This window comes from Hymenobacter coccineus, from assembly GCF_001816125.1.
Lineage (GTDB): Bacteria > Bacteroidota > Bacteroidia > Cytophagales > Hymenobacteraceae > Hymenobacter > Hymenobacter coccineus.
Map to the genome: position 1 here is coordinate 1 of NZ_MDZA01000020.1, position 16,493 is coordinate 16,493.

16 protein-coding genes, 1 tRNA gene and 1 pseudogene are annotated in these 16,493 nt (G+C 63.8%); 10 read left to right on the forward strand and 8 right to left on the reverse strand.

Features of this window, described 5'->3' with window-relative positions; all coding sequences use genetic code 11:
* The coding region (locus BEN49_RS01605) for a hypothetical protein (RefSeq protein ID WP_204376026.1) at nucleotides 1–390 on the reverse strand (390 nt) is incomplete at its 3' end.
* A gap of 54 nt (nucleotides 391–444) precedes the next feature.
* On the opposite strand from BEN49_RS01605, the gene BEN49_RS01610 reads away from it, so the two are divergent.
* Nucleotides 445–1,080: a DUF4230 domain-containing protein gene (locus tag BEN49_RS01610; RefSeq protein ID WP_070739821.1), complete on the forward strand. Its 636-nt coding sequence runs from the start codon at nucleotides 445–447 to the stop codon at nucleotides 1,078–1,080.
* A 30-nt stretch (nucleotides 1,081–1,110) separates the two neighbouring features.
* On the forward strand, nucleotides 1,111–1,737 hold the full coding sequence (locus tag BEN49_RS01615) for a DUF1349 domain-containing protein (RefSeq protein WP_239691770.1): 627 nt from the start codon (nucleotides 1,111–1,113) through the stop codon (nucleotides 1,735–1,737).
* Between the two features lie 28 nt (nucleotides 1,738–1,765).
* On the opposite strand, the gene BEN49_RS01620 is transcribed toward BEN49_RS01615, so the two are convergent.
* Nucleotides 1,766–2,272 (reverse strand): regulatory protein RecX, encoded by a 507-nt coding sequence (locus BEN49_RS01620; protein ID WP_070739824.1) that lies wholly within the window; start codon nucleotides 2,270–2,272, stop codon nucleotides 1,766–1,768.
* Between the two features lie 193 nt (nucleotides 2,273–2,465).
* Here BEN49_RS01620 and BEN49_RS01625 point away from each other — a divergent pair, with 193 nt between their 5' ends.
* From BEN49_RS01625 to BEN49_RS01645, 5 genes are all read left to right on the forward strand, one after another.
* The gene (locus BEN49_RS01625; protein WP_070739827.1) at nucleotides 2,466–3,080 is read left to right on the forward strand and encodes a TetR/AcrR family transcriptional regulator; all 615 of its coding nucleotides are present in this window, start codon (nucleotides 2,466–2,468) and stop codon (nucleotides 3,078–3,080) included.
* 42 nt (nucleotides 3,081–3,122) lie between these two features.
* Nucleotides 3,123–4,814 (forward strand): TolC family protein, encoded by a 1,692-nt coding sequence (locus tag BEN49_RS01630; RefSeq protein WP_070739830.1) that lies wholly within the window; start codon nucleotides 3,123–3,125, stop codon nucleotides 4,812–4,814.
* A 31-nt stretch (nucleotides 4,815–4,845) separates the two neighbouring features.
* Nucleotides 4,846–5,973 (forward strand): efflux RND transporter periplasmic adaptor subunit, encoded by a 1,128-nt coding sequence (locus BEN49_RS01635; protein ID WP_094123086.1) that lies wholly within the window; start codon nucleotides 4,846–4,848, stop codon nucleotides 5,971–5,973.
* Between the two features lie 30 nt (nucleotides 5,974–6,003).
* Complete coding sequence (locus tag BEN49_RS01640; protein WP_070739835.1) at nucleotides 6,004–9,444, forward strand: efflux RND transporter permease subunit; 3,441 nt, start codon at nucleotides 6,004–6,006, stop codon at nucleotides 9,442–9,444.
* 150 nt (nucleotides 9,445–9,594) lie between these two features.
* Nucleotides 9,595–9,858, forward strand: a complete 264-nt coding sequence (locus BEN49_RS01645) for an acyl carrier protein (protein ID WP_070739839.1) — start codon at nucleotides 9,595–9,597, stop codon at nucleotides 9,856–9,858.
* Nucleotides 9,859–10,216: 358 nt separating this feature from the next.
* Here the strand turns inward: BEN49_RS01645 and BEN49_RS31130 are convergent.
* Nucleotides 10,217–10,319: pseudogene (locus tag BEN49_RS31130) on the reverse strand (YkvA family protein); the annotation flags it as partial.
* 410 nt (nucleotides 10,320–10,729) lie between these two features.
* On the reverse strand, nucleotides 10,730–11,431 hold the full coding sequence (locus tag BEN49_RS01655) for a C40 family peptidase (protein ID WP_070739845.1): 702 nt from the start codon (nucleotides 11,429–11,431) through the stop codon (nucleotides 10,730–10,732).
* A gap of 328 nt (nucleotides 11,432–11,759) precedes the next feature.
* On the opposite strand from BEN49_RS01655, the gene BEN49_RS01660 reads away from it, so the two are divergent.
* Nucleotides 11,760–12,164, forward strand: a complete 405-nt coding sequence (locus BEN49_RS01660; RefSeq protein WP_070739848.1) for a hypothetical protein — start codon at nucleotides 11,760–11,762, stop codon at nucleotides 12,162–12,164.
* 2 nt (nucleotides 12,165–12,166) lie between these two features.
* Here BEN49_RS01660 and BEN49_RS01665 read toward each other — a convergent pair whose 3' ends face one another.
* Entirely contained in the window at nucleotides 12,167–12,898 is a 732-nt protein-coding gene (locus BEN49_RS01665) for an SDR family NAD(P)-dependent oxidoreductase (protein ID WP_070739851.1), read from the reverse strand.
* 183 nt (nucleotides 12,899–13,081) lie between these two features.
* Here BEN49_RS01665 and BEN49_RS01670 point away from each other — a divergent pair, with 183 nt between their 5' ends.
* Nucleotides 13,082–13,549 (forward strand): hypothetical protein, encoded by a 468-nt coding sequence (locus BEN49_RS01670; protein WP_070739853.1) that lies wholly within the window; start codon nucleotides 13,082–13,084, stop codon nucleotides 13,547–13,549.
* A 73-nt stretch (nucleotides 13,550–13,622) separates the two neighbouring features.
* Here BEN49_RS01670 and BEN49_RS01675 read toward each other — a convergent pair.
* Nucleotides 13,623–13,695: transfer RNA gene (locus tag BEN49_RS01675), tRNA-Thr, on the reverse strand.
* Nucleotides 13,696–13,795: 100 nt separating this feature from the next.
* The gene (locus BEN49_RS01680; RefSeq protein WP_125916409.1) at nucleotides 13,796–14,422 is read right to left on the reverse strand and encodes a hypothetical protein; all 627 of its coding nucleotides are present in this window, start codon (nucleotides 14,420–14,422) and stop codon (nucleotides 13,796–13,798) included.
* A 125-nt stretch (nucleotides 14,423–14,547) separates the two neighbouring features.
* Between BEN49_RS01680 and BEN49_RS01685 the strand changes: the two genes are divergently transcribed.
* Complete coding sequence (locus BEN49_RS01685; RefSeq protein WP_070739859.1) at nucleotides 14,548–14,850, forward strand: hypothetical protein; 303 nt, start codon at nucleotides 14,548–14,550, stop codon at nucleotides 14,848–14,850.
* 170 nt (nucleotides 14,851–15,020) lie between these two features.
* Here BEN49_RS01685 and BEN49_RS01690 read toward each other — a convergent pair whose 3' ends face one another.
* Entirely contained in the window at nucleotides 15,021–16,397 is a 1,377-nt protein-coding gene (locus BEN49_RS01690) for a DUF5686 family C-terminal domain-containing protein (RefSeq protein ID WP_070739862.1), read from the reverse strand.
* Nucleotides 16,398–16,493 lie beyond the last annotated feature (96 nt).

Here is a 16,493-nt window from a genome sequence, read left to right on the forward strand (position 1 = left end):
TTCTGCTACTTGGCGGCCGGTGGCCAGCGCCGCCGGGCCCCAGGCCCCGCCCGCCAGCCGCCGCACGGCCCCGTACAGGGCCCCGGCGGCCAGGCCCGACAGCACCACTTGCCCCACCACGATGCCCCACGGCCCCGCCCCCAGCCACAGCCAGGCGCTTTCAAACAGCGGGTACAGCAGGTAGCGCCGGTAGTGGCCGGGCCCGAAGTGCCCGCGCCCGGCAATGGCGGCGGCGTAATCAAGGTAATTGTAGCTGTCGTTGGCCAGGTGCGGGCCGCGGAATTTCCACAAAAAGCTGGCCTGCGCCAGCACCCACAGGGCCCCTAGCAGGGCCCGGTGGTGAGGCCCCAGGCGCCGGGCCAGCCGCTGAACAACCAAGGGAAATTGCATACCCCGCAAAACTAGGGCCCAACGGCGCGGCCCCGCCGCCGTATTCAAGCCCGTATGAACCTCGTCCGTCTGATTCGCCGCCTCGTGCCGCTGTTGTTTTTAGTGGCCCTCGGCTGGTTCCTGTGGAAGAAAGTGGGGCCCGCACTCGACGGACTCAACCCGCTGGTGCAGGAGCCGCGCGTGACCGTGACCCACAACACCGTCCTCACCCAGGTGGAGGCCCTGGGCAAGCTGGAGCTGGTGCGCTACCGCTTCAAAGACGTGGTGGAGTACAAGCGCGCCAATCGCATCACCCTGCTGCCCGACGCCAAGGTGGCCCTGATTGTGGCCGGCGAAGCCACCGGCTGCCTCGACCTGCGCAAAATCCGGCCCCAGGACGTGGTGCTGGAGGGCGACTCGGTGGTGCGCGTGTTTCTGCCCGCACCCGAGCTGTGCAACTTCCAGGTGCGGCACGACCAGAGCCGGGTGTTCAGCACCGAAAACGGCTTCTTCCAAGACGCCGACCTTGTGGACCAGGGCTACAAGTACGCCGAGGCCCAGGTGCGCACCGCGGCGCTCCAGTCGGGCATCCTGGCCGAAACCCAGCGCAACGCCCAGCAAATTCTGGTGCCCCTGCTGCACACCCTCACCGGGCGGCGCGTGGTGCTGGGCCAGCGCCTGGAGCTGCCCACGTTCGGCCGCAAGGGTTAAAACCTACCTTTACCTTTCCCCTACTTCCTTATGAAAACCTTACTGATGAGCGGTTTGCTACTGGCTCTGGGGGCCCCAGCCGGAGCCCAATCCCTGGCCAACATGCGCTGGCTGAACGCGCCCAAAAAAGCCACCGTCACTGCCGGCAAGGTGCAGGTGCAGGTGGACGGCGGCACGGACTTTTGGCGCGTGACGCACTACGGCTTCATCCGCGACAACGGCCATTTCTACTACCAGGAACAGGCGGGCGACTTCCTGGCCAAGGTGAAGATAACCGGCCACTACCGCGAACTCTACGACCAGGCGGGCCTGATGATCCGGCTCGACGAGAAGAACTGGATCAAGACCGGCATCGAGTACGTGAAGGGCGTGCAGAACGTGAGCGCCGTCGTCACGCGCGAAGTATCCGACTGGTCGGTGGTGCCCCGGCAAGACAGCCCGCCGACCGTGTGGCTGACGCTGCTGCGCAAGGGCGACTACGTAGAAATCCAGTATTCCTTCGACAATCGGGACTTCAAAATGCTGCGCCTGGCCTACTTCCCGCCCACCCCCGGCCAGAAAGTACAAATCGGTCTGATGTGCGCCGCGCCCAACGGCAAAGGTTTTCCAGTCGAGTTCGAAGACTTCTCGGTAACGCCCGTGGCCGCGGCGAAATAGGGCCCCGGGGGCGCTACCGGCGGCGGGTCTACTCGTCCTCAGCGGCTTCGGCGGCGGCGTGCTCGTCGAGGGCAATTTTGATCAGGTCCTGCTCGTAGCCTTTGCCGGTGAGGTAGACGCTGATTTTCTGGCGCCGCACGCGCGGGTTTTTCTCCTTTTCCTGGCGGGCCTTCTTCTCAAGCACGGCCACCAGGTTCTGGTAGTATTCCTCGCCGTCGATTTCCTTCATCCCCGACTTGATGCAGTACTCGCTAATGCCTTTCTGCTTCAGCTCCTGCACAATGCGGCGGCGGCCCCACTGCTTGTGGCGGTAGTGGCCACGCACAAAGGCCTGGGCGAAACGCTCTTCGTCGAGTAGCTTTTCGCGGCTCAGGCGGATGATGATTTCGCCGGCTTCGTCCTCGTCGAGGCCGTAGGAGCGCAGCTTTTGCTCCACTTCTTTTTGGGTGCGCTCCTGGTAGGCGCAGAAGGCGGCGATTTTTTGCAGGGCCTCGCCGGGCGTGTAGGTTTTGGGCGTTTTGTCGGTGTTGAACATCGGGAAAGGAAGAAAGGCAGTGACTCGGAACAGCCGGCGGGGCGGGATAATTGGCAAAGTGGTAAAATATTTTCCGGGGCTGCCCGTCAAGCCCCGGTGCGGAGCCCCGGCCGACCTGCACGCAACGTCACAAAAAGTTAATGGAAACTTTGAATCCGTTTAAAGTTTCCATCGTATCTTTGCCGCGTCGCTTATGGAAATCAAAGACCGCATCTTACAGCACGCCGGGAGCCTATTCCTGCACAACGGTATTAAAAGCGTGAGCATGGACGACATCGCCGCCGACCTGGCCATGTCGAAAAAAACGCTCTACAAAACCTTCACCAACAAGGACGACATCGTGCTCGGTGTCATCTCCCAGCACCTGGGCAAGTCGCAGGGCGAGTGCACGCGCATGGCGGGCCACGCGGCCGACGCGGTGAAGGAAATGCTTGACATTTCGCACTGGGCTGAGCAGCAGTTCAGCGGCATCCACCCGAGCATTTTCTACGACCTGCGCAAGTACCACCCGGCCGCTTGGGCCCTGTTTTCGGCCCATAAAAACACGTTCATCCTCGACCAAATCATCCGCAACCTGCGCCGCGGCATCGCCGAGGGCCTGTTCCGCGCCGACCTCGACGTGGACGTGCTGGCCCGCCTGAACCTGGCCCAGATTGAACTCTCGTTCGACATCGACCTGTACCCGCCCGCGCAGTTCGGGGCCATCCGCGTCAACCGCGTGTTCGACGAGCACTTCCTGCTGGGGGTCGCCACCCTCAAGGGCCACCGCCTCTTCAACCACTACCAACACATCACAGAGGACGAATAAGCGGCCTGCCTCTGCCCCACACCCCCTACCCTTTTTTCACTGATGAACAAGACGTTGCAACGACCCCGGCACTGGCTGGGGGCTGCCCTGCTGGGCCTGGCCCCGCTGGCGCTGCTGGCCCAAACGCCCCAGGGCCCCCCGCCCGTGCTGGGCACCGGCGGCCCCCTGGCGCTGAGCCTGCCGCAGGCCATCCGCTACGCCGTGCAGACCAAGTCGAGCCTGCTGAGCACGCGCCTGGCCGAGCAAACGGCCGCCGCCAAGGTGGGCGAAATCAAGGCCCAGGGCCTGCCCCAGCTGAGCGTGGCGGCCAACCTGGCCGACAACTTCAAGCTGCAAAAGAGCCTGACGGACTTTGGCGCGTTTGCCGGGGCCCCGCTCAGCGGTACCACCCTCACGCAGCGCGACATTGCCGCCGCCCAGTCGGGCCAGGCCGTGACGCTGAGCCCCGCTTACGGGGAGAAGGCGCCCTCGGCGCCCACGCCGATAGCATTCGGCCTGCAATACGCGGGCAACACGTCGGCCTCGTTCTCGCAGCAGCTCTTCGACGGCTCGTACCTCATCGGCCTCAAGGCCGCTAAGGTGTACCAAGAGCTGTCGAAGAAGCAAACCCAGCAGGCCGAAATTGACGTGGTGGAGCAGGTGAGCAAGGCCTACTACAGCACGCTGGTGGCCCGCTCGCGCCTCGCGCTGCTGGCCCGCAACGTGCAGCGCCTCGACACGGTGCTCTACCAAACCAACCAGACGTTCAAGGCCGGCTTTGCCGAGAAGCTCGACGTGGACCGCCTGCGCGTGCAGCGCAACAACCTGGTGGTGGAGCAGCAGAAGGCCCAGCGCCTCACCGAGTTAAGCATTGCCCTGCTGAAGTTCCAGATGGGCTTGCCCCAGGCCCAGCTTGTGACGCTGACCGACTCGCTGAACGCCGCGGTGGTGGACGCCGGGGCCCTGCGCCAGCGCTTGGGCGCGGCCAGCTTCAGCACCGGGGGCGGCGCCGACGGCCTAGGGGCCCTGCCCACCCCGCCGACCGGCACCGACGCAGGAGCCCCCGTGGCGCCCGCCCCGGGCATCAACAACGGCCAGCCGGTGCAAGCCGACGCCGCCTTCAACTACAACAACCGCATCGAGTTCTCGACGCTGCAAACCCAGCAGGCCCTCGCCGGCCTCGACCTGCGCAACCGCACCGCCGGGGCCTACCCGCGCCTCAGCCTGACGGCCGCCTACGGCTTCACCGGCTCGGCTAACGCGGTGAAGGACTTGTTTGCCTTCCGGGGCCCCGACTCGCGCACCGCGCCGACACCGCTCTCTCCGAATGGTCTCATAAACCAGAACTGGTTTGGCTTTGGCAACGTGGGCCTGGCCCTAACCATGCCGGTGTTCGACGGCTTCCGCCGCCACTACCAGGTGCAGCAGGCGCGCATTGCCCAGCAAACCATTGAACGTGGCCTCGAAACTTTGCGCCAAAGCATTGACTTACAAGATGCGCAGAGCCGCACCACGCTCGTCAACGCCCTGGACGTGCTCGACAACCAGAAGGACAACCTGACGTTGGCCGCCGACGTGGCCCGCGTGACGCGCATCAAATTCAACGCCGGCGTGGGCTCGAACATTGAAGTTATCACGGCCGAAACCTCGCTCCGTGAGGCCCAAACCAACTACTACGCTGCCATCTACGACGTGCTGGTGGCCAAGGTGGACCGCGACAAGGCCACCGGCGAGCTCTACCAGCAAGCCAAGTAAGCACCCCTGAACCGCCATGACTTCTATTTTTATGCGCCCTACTACCTTTCTGCTCTCCGCCACTGTCGCCGTTGCCCTCGCCTCGTGCGGCGGCGGCAAAGACCCCAACGCCGAGCTCACCAAGCTGAAGGCCGAGCAGGCCGCCACCCAAGCCAAAATCGCCGACCTCGAAGCCAAAACCGGCGCCGGGGCCAAGGATGCGGCCAACGCCGCCACGCCAGTATCGGTGCTGAAGGTGGCCCCCGAGAACTTCGCCGGCTACCTCGAAGTGCAGGGCCGCGTGGACTTCGACCAAAACGCCACCGTGGGGGCCCGGGCCGCCGGCACCCTCACCAGCGTGCGCGTGGTGCGCGGCGACCGGGTAAGCAAAGGCCAGGTACTAGCCACGGTAGACGCCAGCATTCTGGACGCCAACATTGCCGAGCTGCGCACCCGCCTCGACCTCGCCAAGATCATCTACCAGAAGCAGGCCGGCCTGTGGAAGCAGCAGATTGGCACCGAGGTGCAGTACCTGCAAGCCAAGAACACCTACGAGGGCCTGCAACGCAGCCTCGCCACCCAGCAGCAGCAACGGGCCCTGTACAACGTAGTGGCGCCCTACGCCGGCGTGGTCGATAACGTGATTCCGAAGCTGGGCGAAACCGTGGCCCCCGGGGCCCCGGTGGTGCAGCTGAACAGCGGCAAGGGCGGCAAGGTGCTGGCCGACGTGAGTGAGGCCTACGCCGGCAGCATCAAGGCCGGCGACAAGGCCCTGGTGACGCTGCCCGACGTGGGCCAGGAGGAAATTGCGAGCACCGTGCGCACCGTGAGCCGCACCATTTCGGCCACCAGCCGCACGTTCACCGTGGAGCTGCGCCTGCCAGCCGACAAAGCCAACCGCCTGCGCCCCAACATGGTGGCCACGGTGCGCATCAAAAACTACGGCAGCAGCAACGCCACCGTGCTGCCCGTGGACCTGGTGCAGCACGACGAAGAAAACGCCTACGTGCTGGTGGTGAACCGCACCGGCGGCAAGGCCGTGGCCGCCAAGCGCATCATCAAAACTGGCCAGACTTACAACGGCAAGCAAGAAGTAACCAGCGGCCTGAAGGCCGGCGACGAAGTCATATCGGCCGGCTACCAAAACCTGAACGAAGGCCAGCCGCTGAAAATCAGCTAAATCCACTCCCTCAACTAGCAACTACCTGTTATGCAAGATATTGAAAAGGAGTTTGGGCCCACCAGTTGGTCCATCAACAACAAAACCAGCATCTACATCATCACCCTGATGCTGACGATTGCCGGCCTGTTTGCCTACGTGAAGCTGGGCAAGGAGAAGTTTCCCGACATCGTGATTCCGCGCATCATCGTGGCCACGGTGTACCCCGGCACGTCGCCCACGGACATTGAGAACCTAGTAACGCGCCAGCTCGAAAAGGAAATCAAGAGCGTGAACGGGGTGAAGAAAATCAGCTCCACCTCGAACCAGGACTACTGCATCGTGGACGTAGAGTTTAACTCGAACGTGGACGTGCAAGCCGCCAAGCAGCTCATCAAGGACGCCGTGGACAAGGCCAGCACCGAGCTGCCCAACGACCTGCCCACGGCGCCGCTGGTGAAGGAGGTGAACATCTCCGAGCAGCCGATTATGTACGTCAACTTGAGCGGCAACCTGCCCGCGGCGCAGCTCAAAAAGCTGGCCGACGACTTCCAGGACAAGATCGAGGCGCTGCCCGAAATCACCCGCGTCGACATCGTGGGGGCCCTGGAGCAGCAAGTGAACGTGGACGTGGACCTGTACAAGTTGCAGGCTTCGCAGCTGAGCTTCACCGACATCGAAAGCGCCATTGCCCGCGAGAACATCACGGTCTCGGGCGGCAGCATCGACGTGGGGGCTCAAAAGCGCGCCGTGCGCGTGGCCGGCCAGTACGTGAACGCCGCCGACATTGCCAACATCCAGATTAAGAACCTGCGCGGGGCCCCGGTGCGCCTCGGCGACATTGCCGCGGTGGCCGACGGCTTCAAGGACCGCGAGAGCTACGCCCGCCTCGACGGCAACCCCACCGTGACGCTGAACGTGGTGAAGCGCCAGGGCGAGAACCTGCTCGACGCCTCGGACAAGATCCACCAGGTCATCAAAGACTCGGAAGCGAGCCTGCCCAAGGGTCTGAAAATTACGGTCACGGGCGACTCGTCGAACGAGACTCGCAACACCCTCAACGACCTGATCAACACCATCATCATCGGCTTCCTGCTGGTGACGCTGATCCTCATGTTCTTCATGGGCACCACCAACGCCCTGTTCGTGGGCCTGTCGGTGCCGCTGAGCATGTTCCTAGCCTTCGTGATGCTGCCCACGCTGGACTTTTCGCTGAACATGATTGTGCTCTTCGCCTTCCTCCTGGCGCTGGGCATTGTGGTGGACGACGCCATTGTGGTGATTGAAAACACCCACCGCATGCTGCACGAGCACCCCAACCTGAGCACCGCCCAGGCCGCCAAGCTCGCGGCCGGCGAAGTGTTCATCCCGGTGTTGGCCGGCACGCTCACCACGGTCGCGCCGTTCGTGCCGCTAATGTTCTGGCCCGGCATCGTGGGCTCGTTTATGTTCTACTTGCCGGTTACCCTCATCCTCACGCTGGGGGCCTCACTCATCGTGGCCTTCATCATGAACCCGGTGTTTGCCGTGAGCTTCATGCAGCGCGAGGAGCACCTCGACCGCGTGGAAACCCCCAAGCTGACGCGCGGCTTCCTCATCGGCATGGGCGTGCTGCTGCTGGCGGCGGTAGGCGGCTACGTATCCGGCTCCAAGTTCTTCGGCAACCTGATGCTGGCCATCATCGCGCTGTGCCTGCTCGATAAGTACGTATTCGTGTACATGATTGCCGGCTTCCAGCGCAGCTTACTGCCCCGCTTCCAGAACGGCTACGCCCGCCTGGTGGAGCTGGCCGTGGGCGGCACGGTGTGGCGCCAAGGGGCCATCCTGGCCGGCCTGCTGGTCCTGGGCGTCATCAGCGTGGTGGCCGTGGGGGCCCGCAAGCCCAAGGTGGACTTCTTCCCCAAGGGCGACCCCAAATTCATCTACACCTACCTGCAAATGCCGGTGGGCACTCGCGTGGAGGTGACCGACTCGGTGACCCGCGAGCTGGAAAAGCGCGTGTACAAAGTCATCGGCCGCAACAACCCCGATGTGGAATCGGTGATTACCAACGTGGCCATCGGCGCCGGCGACCCCAGCGAAGCCACCGCGGCCGGCACCTCGCAGTCGCACCTGGGCAAGGTGGGCGTAGCCTTTAAGGAGCTGAGCGAGCGCAAGGGCCAGGCCACCCACATTTATATGGACGACATCCGCGAGGCTGTAAAAGGCATTCCCGGCGCCGACATATCAGTGGACCAGGAATCGAGCGGCCCGCCACAGGGCAAGGCCGTGGCCATCGAGGTAAGCGGCGACGACTACCCCAAGCTGGCTGCGCTGAGCAAGAAAGTGGAGCGCTACGTGGACTCGCTGAAAATTGGCGGCATTGAGGACCTCCGCTCCGACTTGCAGGACCGCAACCCTGAAATCGGGGTGAGCATCAACCGCACCCGCGCCAACCGCGAGGGCATCACCACGGCCCAGATTGGCTCGGAGGTGCGCACGGCCATTTACGGCTTTGAGGCCAGCAAATTCAAAACCCCCGACGACGAATACCCCATCCAGGTGCGCTACGCCAAGCCTTACCGCGACGACGTGGGGGCCATCGTGAACGCCCCGCTCACCTTCCGCGACGCCACCGGCTCGGTGCGTCAGGTGCCCATCTCGGCTGTGGCCGACGTGACTTACGGCACCACCTACGGCGGCATTAAGCGCAAAGACACGCACCGCCTCATCACCATCAGCTCCAACGTGCTGAACGGCTTCACGGGCCCCGACGTGGTGGCTAACGTGGAGCGGGCCCTCAAGAGCTTCCCCACGCCGCCGGGCTACACCGTGCGCATGGGCGGCGCCCAGGAAGACCAGAAGGAAACCAGCGACTTCCTCGGCATTGCCGCCGTGGGGGCCATCGCCCTCATCTTCCTGGTGCTCGTCACGCAGTTCAACTCCGTCAGCAAGCCGCTCATCATCCTCACCGAAATCATTTTCTCCATCATCGGCGTGATGCTGGGCCTGGCCGTTTCGGGCATGAACATCAGCATCGTGATGACGGGCGTGGGCGTAATTGCCCTGGCCGGTATTGTGGTGAAGAACGGCATTCTGCTCGTTGAATTCACCGACATGCTGCGGGCCCAGGGCATGGGCCTGCACGACGCCCTGGTGCTGGCCGGCCGCACCCGCCTCAACCCCGTGGTGCTCACGGCCACGGCCGCCACGCTGGGCCTCATCCCGCTGGCCATCGGCCTGAACATCGACTTCTACGAGCTCTTCAACTCGGGCCACCCAAACTTTTATCTGGGCGGCGAGTCGGTGGTGTTCTGGGGCCCCCTGGCCTGGACGATCATCTTCGGCCTTACGTTCGCCACCCTCATCACCCTGCTGGTGGTGCCGGTGATGTATTTGCTCAACGAAAAGTTCCTAGCCCTCTTCTCCGGGCGCGACGAGAACACTCCGCCGCCCGCCTCCGAGGTAGATGAAGAAGAGGTAAATGCCGCAACGCCAGCAGTACTGGCCTAAAAATTGCACCAGACTTTTTTAGCTTCTCCCGGTTAAAAAATGCATTCCGTCGATTCTCTGCGTCGGCGGAATGCGTTTTCGGTTGCTTTGTCGTTGAGCTGTTCGCCCCGGCACCGGTTTTCTCCTTCTTTCTGCCTGCTCTGCTGCCCCATGTATTTGTCTACCACCGCCGCTCACCCCGCTGCTTCTATCGAGCAGCAAGTCTTCCGCATCATTAGCAAGCGCAAGGCCATCCGTGCGTCGCGCGTGCGCAAAACCGCCAGTTTAGCCCGCGACCTGCGCTTCGACACGGTGGACGTGGTGGACATCATCCTTGAGCTGGAGCGCAACTTCCACATCGTCATTCCCGACGAAGTGCCCCTCTATACGGTGGGCGACTTTGTGCGCTTCGTGCGCGAGCACGCCGCCGCCTAAAGCGCCCCAAACGCCCAACGCGGTTCTCAAATAAAAAGGCCCCGAAACGCAAGTTTCGGGGCCTTTTTGGCATCAACAGAAGTCTGCTTGGGCCCCTAGCGCACGTTGCCGCCGGTACTCACGGTGCCGTGGCTGGCGTCGCGGCTGCTGTCGGTGGTGGTGGCGGCCACGTCGGGGCGCGGGGTATGGGGGCCCTCGGGCGTCGGCGTAGTGCCGGCGTGCTTAATTGATTCGGGCGCGGGCACCAGGCCTTCGTGGGGCCCCGGGGCGGCGGCGCGGGCCGTCACATCGTGCGGGCGGGTCAGCTCCCACTCGTGGAACTTGTCAATTTCGGTTTTGATGGTGAGCGAGAACCAGGCCACCAGGGCCACGTCGTCGACCAGGCCCAGCACCGGAATGAAGTCGGGGATGAGGTCGATGGGGCTGATGAAGTAGATCAGCACGGCCACCGCGGCCAGCAGCGTGCTGGACGGCACGCCCGTGTAGTCGCCGGCCACCGAGGCCCGCACGAGCCGGAACAGCGTCTGGAGGGTCGTCCAGGCCTCGTGGGCCAGGCTGCCCAACTCATTCTTTTGTTGGGCTTTAGTATAAGCGTCGGTGAGCAGCTTGCGCAGCAGCGTGGGCTGCTGAACGTACTTTTCGGCCTTGCCCAGGAATTTCTTGAAGAAGGCTGAGCCGGCCACGTCGGCACCGGAAGGAGGGGTACGAGAATCCATAAGAGTCGGGAGAAGGTGAGCCGGGGCCCCAACGAGGGGCCCCATAGGACGTTATACCGCTTGCGCGGGGGCGGGGTTCAGCTACCCGGCTGCCAGGTCCAAAAAAAGCCCCGCACGGGGTGCGGGGCTAGTATTATTTCGAAGGCTGGGGCCCCCTATTGCTGGGCCGTGGCCGGAGCGTCGGCGGCACTGGCGATGGCCTCGGCCAGCACGGCGGCGTCGGCGCGGGCAGCGGCGGGCACGCGGCCAGCGGCGTAAAAGTTGCGGTGGTAGTACGTTTCGTTGAGCGAGCTAACGCGCACACCGTCGCTGCACGAGGAGTGGGCAAACTTGCCATCTTTCAGGTAGATGCCCACGTGGTAGATGGCCCCCTTGCCGTGGCGGAAGAACACCAGGTCGCCGGTTTGCATGTCGGCCTTGGCCACGTGCTGCACCGACCCGAACATGGAGCGCGAGCTGCGCTGGAGCACAATGCCGTACACCTCGTTAAACACCCGCGTCACGAACCCTGAGCAATCGGTGCCGCGGCGCGAGCTGGCCCCGAAGCGGTAAGGCGTCCCGATCCAGTCCGTCACGGTCTGGAGCAAGCCCTTGTTTTCGGTGTGGGCCAGCGTCAGGCCCAGCGTCTGGGCGTAGTAGCCGTAGGCGAGCGAATCGCGGGCGGCGGCCAGGTCGGGGTTGGTGGTGGGCACGGGCAGCGCGGCCGGGGTCGTCATCAGGCCCGAAAGCAGCGATGCTTCGGCCACGGCCGGCGCATCGAGGGCGCGGGGCGTGAGCGAAGCATCGGGGGTGCGCTCAAAGCAAAACGAAAGGACCAGGGAGGCGGCGGCGAGGAAATAGAGCAGGCTGTTTTTCATTATCCGTCGGGATGGGTGGGGTAAGCCCGGGTTTCGCAAGGGAGCGAAAAGACCGGCAGAAAGCGTTTCTTGGGCGATAGGCAAGGCCGCAGGCGGCCAGAAATCAGGGAGTGAAGCGAACCGGCGTAGTGATTAATTGGGAAATGGTACCACCACCCCGCCGGGTAAAACTAAGGCAAACTTTTGGTACCGCCAGCCTATAAGAATGGCAAATCCATCATTTTATTAACAAAGTTATTCGTTACCTCAAAATAATCATACAACAGCCTGCAACCGGCCATAATTATGCACCGTATATGGCGCTCCCCGATTTTTTGATTATTCCCCGATGACCGACGCACCGCTCCGCACTTGGGTGCACTCGCCGCTGGCCCGGATTGCCCGGCTGGTGCTGGGCGGCAACGCCCGCGTGGCCATGGTGATTGGCGGCACGGTGCACCTGAGCGGGGCCACCCGGGCCGAGTTTCTGGCCGACCCCGAATGGGTGGCGCACGAGCGCGTGCACCTGCGCCAGTACCGCGAGCAAGGCCTGCTGCCCTTCCTCTACCGCTACCTGGCCGAGTCGGCGCGGGTGGGCTACTACAACAACAAGTACGAGGTGGAAGCGCGCGACGAGGCCCGGCGCGTGGTGCTGGCCCTGCGCGTCGGCGGGGGCCCCCACTGGCCTAGCCCGCACAAAAAAGCGCCCCGGCCAAATTGGCCAGGGCGCTTTCTGCCTTGGTGCCTGGCGTGAGCCTACAGCTGCGCCAGCCGGCCGCCGTCGACCACCAGCGTGGTGCCGTTGATGAAGTTGGCTTCGGGCGAGGCCAGGAAGCAGATGGCAGCGGCTAGCTCGTTGGGCGTACCCACCTGGCCGGTTACTTTTTCGGTGCCGTTCACAATGTTGGGGTTGTTCCAGAGCATAGGCGTATCCACGGCCCCCGGGGCTACGGCGTTGATGCGGGCGTGGCCGAACGGGATTTCGAGGCTGAGGCCCCGCACAAAAGCCTCGATAGCGCCCTTGCTGGCGGCGTAGGGCACCACGTTGGGGGTGGTTTGGAAGGCGTGCACCGAGCTGATGGCCACAATGGCGCCGCCCTTCATGTGGGGCAGGCACAGCTGGCAGAGCCGGAACAGGGCCCGCAGGTTCACGTTCAGCACGGTGTCCCAGTCGGCGGGGTCCATTTCCAGGATCGGCTTAAAGGTCATCATGGCCGCGTCGTTGATGAGCACGTCAATGCGGCTCCACTTGGCCAGGGTTTTCTCCACGGCGGCCACCAGGTTGGCATCAATGCCCACGTCGGCTTTGATGAACAGGACCTGCCCGCCGGCTTTTTCAATCTCGTCCGTCAGCGATTTTCCCTCCGCCACGTCGCGGCCTATCGCCGCCACGCAGCCGCCCTCGCGGGCCAACTGCAAGGCCGTAGCGCGCCCAATGCCCGAAGTAGCCCCGGTGACGAAGCAAACTTTATTATCAAAACGACCCATTTACAAAAGTAAAAACTTGAAGAATAGCGCAAAGCGGCAAAAAGCCAGCAGCAGAACCGCTGAAGCAGCGTACTGTTCAGTCCCCGGCCAGAAAACCTGCGCGGACAGGCAACTTCCCACCCCCGGTTTGCGAATAACTGTGCCTCACCCAAGCTGCATCTTTTCACTCACTTCCTTATCCCCATGCGCTCCTCCTCACATCAAGACGCTGACGACGCCGCCAACGCCGCCACTGACGCCGCCAATACCGTTGCTTCTAAAGCCACGGACGCCGCCAATACGGTGGCTGATAAGGCTACCGACGGCGCCAACACCGTGGCTGGCAAAGCAACTGATGCTGCCAATACCGCTTCCCAGAAGCTGGAAGACACAGCCGATGCCGTTTCCCAAAAGGTAGGCGACGCCGTGGACCAAGGCAAGGATTGGCTGCAAAGCATTGACGTTGACCAACTGCTGGAGCAGATTCCGCAGCCGCTGCGCGACCTGGGCTCGCAGGTGGTTGCGCGGGTGCGCAGCCTCAGCCCCACCCAGCAAATTGCGGGCGGCGCCATCCTGGCCTTCAGCATCGGGCTGCTGACCACGCACAGCAGCCGCAAGGCCCGCCACGCCGACGCTAAGGCCGGGAAAAAGTACCGCGCCAAGTACGACTAACTTACTGGGGCCCCAGGGCCCAAACAAAAAGCCCCCGGCAACTGCGTTGCCGGGGGCTTTTTGTTTGGCGGTGAGCCTCTTATTGGACTCGAACCAACGACCTGCTCATTACGAATGAGCTGCTCTACCAACTGAGCTAAAGAGGCATTTCCCGGCGGCCAATTGCCGCTTGGGAGCGCAAAGATAAGGCAATGGCTGAAAAAAACCAGGTTTTGGGGCCCACATTTTTTTCGAACCTACCCAAGTTCAGTGGCTTTGGCTGTACCAGGCGTTGTAGCGACGCACCACCAGCGGCAGGGCCCGGGGCGGGTAGCGGCCGGCGCGCAGGTCGTCGGCCAGGGCGGGGCAATCGGCGAAATACTCGGCGGCGCGGGGCCTGAAATTCCACCAATACGTGCCCACGAACGAGCCGGTGCCGGTGCGCAGCAGCACGTCGCGGAAGAACGAGTTGCCGCCCCGGATGGGCATGTAGCGCTCGTAGGCCTGCACCCGCCCGGCTTGCAGCACCCGCAGCAGGGCCCCCAGCCGCAGCCGCGAAATGGGAAACAGCGCGGCCCGCTGGCCTACCGCCAGCACCACGGGCGCCGAGGCCAGGTCGGGGCCGCAGTTGCGGTAGCGCACCGTGTCGGGGCCCCGCACGTAGCCGTAGGCCACTACTTCTGCATCGGTCAGGCGCAAGGGCTTGGTGCTGGCGGCGTGCAGCGGAATGAACTTCACGAACTGCTGCTGCTCGAAGTCGCTGGTCAGGTGCACGGCCCCGCGCAGGCTGTCGCCGTTGGCCAGCACCACGTAGCCGGGGCACACGCGCTGGGCCCGGGCGGCGGCGGCCGGCAGCAGGCCGGCCAGCAACATACTCCAAAGTAAGTGGCGCATAACCGAATATTTAGGCGATGGTTACGACTCTACCCGGGGCGCACCCCGCGGGGGTTAAACCAAATATACACCAACCTTCGTTATGCTACCAGCGGGCCCCAACGCCCCGTTTCCTACCTTCGCGTATGTCCTTCTGGCTGATTCTGCTGCTCTCGTTTTTCTTCATCCGCTACATCCTGCCCAGCCTGATGCGGGCGGCCCTGGGCGGCTTCGTGCGCCAGCAGGTGCACAAGGCCCAGCAGCAGGGTGGGGGCCCCTTTGGCCCGATGAACGGCGGGCCGTTTGGGCCCCAGGGCCCTCAGCGCCCGGCCGGCCCGCCGCCCGCCCCCGGCCAGGTGCACGTCGACTACGTGCCGCCCACGGCCAGCACGCCCCACAAAGGCTCCGACCGCATCGGCGAATACGTTGATTTTGAAGAGATAAAATAACCGCGCCGGTGCGCCCGGGCTGCCGGCTTTTCGCCGGCTACCCGGTAATCGCTGCACCGCTGCCCGGCCTCCCCGGGGCCCTAAACTTCTCGTTCAGCTGGGCGCAACGATTAGCGGGCAGCCGGCGAAAAGCCGGCAGCCCGCCCTTAATTCCCACCTCCCGCTTCATATCAGAAGCCGTACCCGGCGCGAATGCCAGTGCCGATGCGCTGGCCCGATTGCAGGCCGGTGTAGAAATCGACGCGCAGCACCTTGAAGATGTGCTCGATGCCCGCGCCCAGCTCCACGTAGTGGCCGGCCTGGGCGGTGTGTAAGTAATTGAGGGAGAATACTTCCTGCCACTTTAGCTGGCGCAGCAGCGGGACTTTGTTGAAGATGAAGCCGTTGAAGTGGTGGCTGTAGTGCGCCTCCTGGTAGGCGCTGCGGGTGCTGTACTGGTAGTAGTCGAGCAGCTGGAAATCGGTAAAGTTGCCCGTGAGCAGGGTGCGGTTGCCGGAGAAGTGGCGAAAATCGGCGAAGGTGAGGCCCTCCTGCTTGCCCACGAAGCCGCCCACCGCCACCCGGTAGGTGCTGGTGCCCAGCAGGCCCAGGTCGATGCGTTGGGCCACGCCGGCTTGCAGCAGCAGGTAGCGCACGTCGGCCCCGAGCACGTGCGGCACGGCCAGGCGCCCTTGCACGCTGAAGGTGGGCCACTTCGAGCCCAGGTTGAACTTGCCGTCGGGCCGGTTGATGTAGCGCTGGCCGGGCTTGAAATCCACGCCCAGGCCCACGGTGAGGGCCTTGCTTTGGCCGAAGCCGGTGCCACAGGGGGCCTCCTCGGCCACGGGCTGGTTGGGCGTAAAGGCGCGGCCCGGCACGTCGTGCAGCAGCCGGTCGGTGGTGTTGAATAGCTCGCGGCGGTCGAAGTAGCTGGCCGTGGTGCGCAGCGTGAGGCCGTTCACGGCTTCGGTGAGGAAGCTGATTTCCGCACCGTCGCGGCGGTACAGCTTGGCGTAGTTGCGGTTGGCCAGCAGCGTGTAAATCGAATTGATGGCCGGCGTGAGCTGCGAGTTGCGGTCGAAATTCTCCACCGTGCGGCCCGCCACGAGGCCCACCTGGCGCGTCACCACTGGGTCGAGCTGCCAGGTGAGGGCCAGGCTGGGGTTGAGCTGCCGGTTGCTGAAGCCGTAGCGCAGCACCGGCGCCAGCGTCAGGAAGCGCTTGTCGTCGGTGCGCTTGGCAAATGCCACGCGGGCGTTGGCCACCACGCCTTCCACGGTGTTGTATTGCAAGATGTTGGCCACCGGCTCCACCGTGAAGCTGGTCTGCTTGAACGAGTTACGGTAGGTGTAGCCGCCCACTGCCAGGTTGATGGGCTCGAACTTGTTACGCTTGCGGTCCATCGAATCCTGGTAGGGGCGCGAGCGGCGGATGACCTCGGTGCTGTCCTTGGTGCGGTAGTCCTTCTGCTCTTCGGCCGAGAGTGGCACGGGCCGAATCTGGGCCCAGTAGGCGGTGTCGCGCTCGTTCACGCCCTTCTCCACCAGTTGCACCTCGCCGCGCGGCATGAATAAGTTATTAGCATTATCACTGTTCGCGCTTTCTGGGGCCCTTTTGGGGGGTTGCAGCTTTAGCAAGGGCTTCGAAGGCGAATTAGTCGGCGC